Source organism: Streptomyces olivaceus (assembly GCF_000721235.1).
Classification (GTDB): Bacteria; Actinomycetota; Actinomycetes; order Streptomycetales; family Streptomycetaceae; genus Streptomyces; species Streptomyces olivaceus.
In genome coordinates, this window is record NZ_JOFH01000007.1 from 67,260 (window position 1) to 72,893 (window position 5,634).

Annotated in this window: 6 protein-coding genes; 4 read left to right on the plus strand and 2 right to left on the minus strand. The window is 74.4% G+C overall.

The features are described 5' to 3' along the window. The first annotated feature begins 52 nt into the window (after positions 1–52). The 3 genes from IG94_RS0110485 to IG94_RS42850 all read left to right on the plus strand — a co-directional run bounded on the left by IG94_RS0110485 (position 53) and on the right by IG94_RS42850 (position 2,993). The gene (locus IG94_RS0110485; protein ID WP_031033810.1) at positions 53–1,111 is read left to right on the plus strand and encodes a rod shape-determining protein; all 1,059 of its coding nucleotides are present in this window, start codon (positions 53–55) and stop codon (positions 1,109–1,111) included. Positions 1,112–1,154: 43 nt separating this feature from the next. Then, a complete protein-coding gene (locus tag IG94_RS0110490; RefSeq protein ID WP_031033813.1) occupies positions 1,155–2,660 on the plus strand; it encodes a sensor histidine kinase in 1,506 nt (501 codons plus the stop codon). A 186-nt stretch (positions 2,661–2,846) separates the two neighbouring features. Beyond that, positions 2,847–2,993, plus strand: a complete 147-nt coding sequence (locus IG94_RS42850; protein ID WP_166624024.1) for a hypothetical protein — start codon at positions 2,847–2,849, stop codon at positions 2,991–2,993. Between the two features lie 43 nt (positions 2,994–3,036). Here IG94_RS42850 and IG94_RS0110500 read toward each other — a convergent pair whose 3' ends face one another. Continuing rightward, positions 3,037–4,038, minus strand: coding sequence for a helix-turn-helix domain-containing protein (locus tag IG94_RS0110500; RefSeq protein ID WP_397934222.1), 1,002 nt, complete (start codon positions 4,036–4,038; stop codon positions 3,037–3,039). Between the two features lie 298 nt (positions 4,039–4,336). On the opposite strand from IG94_RS0110500, the gene IG94_RS0110505 reads away from it, so the two are divergent. After that, entirely contained in the window at positions 4,337–4,813 is a 477-nt protein-coding gene (locus IG94_RS0110505; protein ID WP_043483325.1) for a peptidoglycan-binding domain-containing protein, read from the plus strand. 156 nt (positions 4,814–4,969) lie between these two features. On the opposite strand, the gene IG94_RS0110510 is transcribed toward IG94_RS0110505, so the two are convergent. Next, on the minus strand, positions 4,970–5,575 hold the full coding sequence (locus IG94_RS0110510; RefSeq protein ID WP_031033819.1) for a type VII secretion system-associated protein: 606 nt from the start codon (positions 5,573–5,575) through the stop codon (positions 4,970–4,972). Positions 5,576–5,634: the final 59 nt, after the last annotated feature.

Genomic DNA, 5,634 nt, shown 5'->3' on the forward strand with positions numbered 1-5,634 from the left:
GAGGCCGGCCACCGGCCGCCCCGCACGGTCCGCGCTCTCGGGAGGATTCGCCATGACCGCCAGTACTGCCAGTACCGCCAGTCTGGAGGCGCTGCGCCGCTGCCACTTCGCCGTCGACCTCGGCGCCGCGCGGACCCGCGTGTACGTCAAGGGCGTCGGGCTGGTCGTCGACCAGCCGTCCGCCGCGGCGGTCAACACCCGCACCGGCGCGCTCATCGCGGTCGGCGAGTTCGCGGAGAGGATGACGGGCCGCACGCCCGGCTACATCCGTGTCGTACGGCCGGTCTCCGGCGGCACGGTCGTCGACATCGAGATGGCCCAGCGCATGCTGCGCCACCTGCTCGGCGACCGGGTCCGCCGCGCCCTGCGGCGCAAGCCCCGGCTGCGGGCCGCCGTCTGCACCCCGCACGACGCGGACCCGCTGTCCCAGCGGGCGGCGATCGAGACGCTGGTCGGGCTGGGCGCGCGCCGCGTGGAACTCGTCGACACGCTGATCGCGGCGGCGGTCGGGTGCGGACTGCCCGTGGAGCAGCCCGAGGCGACCATGATCATGGTCTGCGGCAAGCACGCGACACAGGTCGCGGTGCTCTCCCTCGGCTCGATCGTCACCGCCGTACGCATCCCGGTCGGCGGCGAGGCCGTGGACCACGCGATCGTGCAGCTCCTGCGCCACCAGCACGAGCTGGTCCTGCCCAGCCAGTCCGTACGCCCCCTGCAGCTCGCCCTGGCGGGCAACGGCCTGACCCCGCAGGGGCCGTCGTCCACCGAGATCCACGGGCGGGACGTGGCGACCGGTCTCGCACGCAGTGTGCGGGTCGACACCGCCACCGTGCGCAACGCCATCCAGACGCCGCTGACGGCCGTGCTCGACGGGATCGGCAAGGTGCTGCGGGACTGCCCGCCCGACCTGGTCGCGGACCTCGCCGACCGCGGGATCATGATGGTCGGCGGGAGCGCGCTGCTGCCGGGTTTCGACCAGATGCTGCGTCAGTCCACGGGCATGCCGGTGCACATCGCGGAGCGGCCCGACGTGTGCGCGGTCCAGGGACTCGGCAGCATGCTGGAGGGCCGGGTCGAGCCGCTGGTGCTGCACCCGACGGCGGCCGACTGAGACCCGGTACGGGAAGCCGGGGAAGACGAGGGAGCCGGCCGGAATGACCGCGCAGCCCGCGCCCCGTCTGACGCGGCTCCTGGAGGCCGTCCTCGCCGGGACCGGCACCGAACTGGACCTGCCCGGCACCCTGCGGCACATCGCGGAGGGCGCCGCCGAGCTGACCGGCGCCGACCGCGCGGACCTGGTCGTCGCCGACCCCGGCCGGGACGCCCCGACCGAGATCCGCGCCCCCGCTCCGGGCCCCGGGACGCCGGCCGGCCCACAGGAGGGGGCTCCCGGGCTGCGGGTGCCGATCCTCGTGGGCGACGAGGAGTTCGGCGAGCTGCGCCTGACCGGGCGGCCCGGCGCCGGACCGTTCACGGCCGAGGACGAGCAGCTGCTGCGGGTACTGGCCACGCAGGCCGGGATCTCGATCGGCAACGCCCGGCTGTACGAGACGGCCCGGCAGCGCGAGCGCTGGATCGAGGGCGCGGCGGCCGTCACCACCGCGCTGCTCACCGAGGAGAGCGCCGACGACGCGCTGACGACGGTCGCCGAGCGGGCCCGGCTGCTGGCCGACGCCTCCGCGGGCGTCATCCTCCACCCGACGGCCGAGGGCGGCATGGCGATCGTGACCGCCTCGACGCCCGACGACCCGGACGGCATGCTCGGTGCGACCATCGAGCCGGGCAGCCCCGTCCTCGAGCAACTCCTCGGCGGCGAGCCGGTCTTCCTCACGGACTCGGCGACCGACCCGCGCATGACGACCCACGTGCGGCACCGGTTCGGGCCGAGCATGATGCTGCCGCTGCAGGCGAACGGCCGGCTGATCGGCACCCTCGCCCTGCCGCGCCGCCGCGGCGCACGCCGGTACACGGACCTGGAGCGGCTGCTGGCCACGCAGTTCGCCTCGCAGGCCGCACTCGCCCTCGTGCTCGCCGACGCCCGGCGCGGCCGGGAGCGGCTCGCGGTCTACGAGGACCGGGACCGCATCGCCCGGGACCTGCACGACCTGGTGGTGCAGCGGCTGTTCGCCACCGGCATGATGCTGGAGTCGATCGAACGCCGCCGCGGCGCGGAGGACGTGCGCGACATCCTCGTCCGGGCGGTGGACGAACTGCGGTCCACGGTGCAGGAGGTCCGCACCACCATCTTCGCGCTCCAGCAGCCCCCGGCCGAACCGCCGACGGGTCTTCGCGGCCGGGTCCTGCGCGAGACCGCGGCCGCCGCCGCCCGCCTCGGCTTCGCCCCGTCCACCCGCTTCAGCGGCGCCGTCGACACCCGCGTACCCGCGCCGGTGGCCGACCGCCTGGTCACGGCCCTGCGCCACGCGCTGGCGGACGCGTGCGCCCGAGGTGAGGTCTCCCGCGTCGAGGTCTCCGTCGACACGGCCGCCCCACTGGCCGACGGCCGTGCCGGGGTTCGCCTGACGGTCTTCGACGACGGGGCGGGAGGCGTGGCGGAGGACGGGGCGGAGACCGACGGCCGGGACGATGACGGGCCGGACGGAGACGGCGGCGGGTACCGCGGTGCGGGGACGACGGTGACGTGGTGGTCGCCGCTGTGAACGCGTGGGACGGTGCCGGGCCGGATCGGGGCGGCACCGCCTTCACCCGCCCGTGGGCCGCTCATCCCGGTACCGGACGCGCAGGTGCGAGAGGGGGCGAACCGGCGCGGCCACGGGGTGGTGAGGACGGCCGGGGCCGGGTACCCGGCCCGCGAACCCGCTCGGCAGGAGCTGGAGGAGGATGTGATGAGCGAGCCGACCCCGTCCCAGGCCGAGGGCGAACGCGACGAGGACCGGAACGGCACGGCGGACGTGCCGCACAGCACTCCCTCCCAGGCGGAGGGCGAACGCGAGGAGGACGAGACCGTACCGGGAGGTCCCGAGGACCGGTAGCCGGGCGAGCCGCGCTCCCCGGGCGCGTCAGCAGGTCAGCAGGTCAGCCCGCCGGTACGTCCACTCGGCGGCGTGCGGGGCGGCGAGGGCGTGCGGGGCCGGGCTGGTGCAGTTCGCGCCAGGCCCGCGGCGACATGCCGTAAGCCTGTTTGAACGCCTTGCTGAAGTGGGTGGCGTCCACGAAGCCCCAGCGGCGGCCGATGGCCGCGATGGTCCGAGTCCGGGCGCCCGGTCCGGCCAGTTCCCGTCTGCACTCGGCCAGGCGGCGGGTGCGGATCCAGTCTCCGAGGCTGATGCCCGACCGGGACAGCACGTTGTAGAGGTGGCGGACCGAGACGCCGTGCGCGGCGGCGATGCGCTGGGCCGACAGGTCCGGGTCGGCCAGGTGGGCACGGACGTACTGGGTGACGCGCATGCCGAGCGGCACCTCGGGCAGCGCCCGGCCTGCTCCGGCGTCACCCAACTGGGAGGTCACGACGGCCCGGAGGAGTTCCACGCTGGGGCCCACGAGCGCTTCGGCGTGCGCCCCGCCGCGTAACTCCTCGCTGGCGGCGAGCTGGGAGAAGTAGGTGAAGGCGAGGCGCGCGGTGGGGTTCCCCGGGCCGAGCGTGACGGCGGCGGCCTCGCGCAGCACCCGCTCGGGGAGCGCGAGCGCCTCGCGCGGGATGCGCAGGGAGAGGTACCCGAACCTCTCCTCGAAGCGCAGGGTGTACGGAGCGGTCGACTCGAAGACGACGAGGTTCCCCGGTCCGACCAGGCACTGGCGGCCGTGCTGCCCGACCATGTTGGTCCCGGACACCTGGAGCCCGAGGAACACCGACGGTTCGTGGTCCTCCCGGGCCAGCCGCTCCGTGCGGCGCAGGCTCACCGGCGTCCCCTGGGCGGAGCAGACCTTCATGGGCCCCACGGCGCCGAGTCCCATCCGGGCCCCGATGTCCTCCTGCGAGGTGTGGTGATCGATGTCGACCCGGGAGAAGGACGCCCACAGGGCGTGCCGGATCGTGTCCTCACGCTCACGCGGCGCGACGACCGAGGCGTCGAGCACCGCTCCCCGGCCGGCGCCGGCCGCCGTGCGCCCCGGCCCCGACGCGTTGCCGCGCTGATCCGTTCCCTCCACGAGCCGTCTCCCCCGTGCCTGTCCCGCGCTCTCGTGCTCCCGTCAGGATGCGCCCCTCAACGCCCGCCGCACAAGACACACGAGGTCACCGGACGACGACTGCACGACCGACCAACTGCCGTGCACGCACAACACAGTTGTGATCCCTCTTCGGATCTAGATTCTGCCGCGACGAAGTCGTTTCCCCGCCTCGCCCCGCCGGGGCAGGCAAGTTGAGAGGGCTCACATGCGCACTGCTTTGACACGGACGTTCGTCGGCGCTGCCACCGTCTTCGGAATCGCCGCCGGAAGTCTGGCCGGCGCGACCGTCAGCTCCGCGGCTTCCGAGTCGGCCGCCGGCCCCGCAGCGGGCACCCGGGAAGTCTCCGTCCTGGCGGTGAACAACCTCGGCCTGACCGTCGGCCGGGCAAAGAGCTGGCAGTGCTTCATGACCCGCTCCGGTTACGAGCCCTGGGAGCACGCGGGTCACCTGGGCACGGACAGCTGGAAGGCGGCGCAGCGGATGTTCAACGCGCGTGGCTTCAGCGGAAAGAGCAAGTTGGTGGTCGACGGAGTGGTCGGCCCCCTCACGATCAAGGCGTTGCAGCGCTTCCTGAACGATTTCGGCTTCGGCCTCGCCGTTGACGGAATCGCCGGAAAGAGGACCACGGCCGCCTTCTACGAGTTCAACGGCGTCCCGATGCCGAACGATCCCCGATGCTGAGCCGGGTCCGCACCACCGCGTGCCGGTCCGATCTCGGGTGGCTGGGCGGCCGGAAGGCGCGCCCCGAGCCCAGGACGACGCGAACCGTCTCAGGTTGAGTTCCTCGGGCCCCGGGGGGCCTCGGGCCCGGGAGGGGAGAGGAGGAGCCACGGCCGGTCACTGCGGCCGTGGCTCCTCCTCCAGGAGGTCGGCGAGGCCCTGTGTCGGCAGCACCATGCCGACCGGGGCGTTGCTGTTGAGGTAGAGGGCGTGGTCCGGGGGGACGCGGGTGAGCAGGGTGCTGACCGGGAGGTGCGCCGAGGCCAGCCGGCCGGCGGCGTGGAGGTAGCGGGCGGAGGTGTAGACGGGGACCGCCGGTGTGCCGTCGGGCGCCGAGGCCCGTACCGGTTCGCCGTCCGCGGTGACCAGGACGGCGACCTCGGCGCCGGCCAGGGCCGCGGTGACGTCCTCGGCCGGGCCGTAGCCGGTGGTGGCGAGCTGGATGGCACGGTCGACGGCGTCGGCGGGCTCGGGCCAGCCCATCGCCTCCGGGGACGGCCGGTACTCGGGGTTGTCCTCCCACTCGACGATCGTGCCGTCGGAGTCGGAGCGCCACTGGCCGACCACGGCCCAGTCGGGCGGCGGCCCCTCGCCCCGCCAGGCGGGATCGGGCAGGTAGAGCCAGTGGTCGGGGGCGAGCCTGGCCGCCTCGACGTACTCCTGCGGGGGCGCGGGGTCCAGGGGGTTGGCGGCGGCAGGCGTCTCGGCGCCGGACTCACTCATCTCGTCCTCTTGTCCTCGGGTGCGTCGGAGCACCGTTCTTCGTGTGCGGCGAAGCGCCG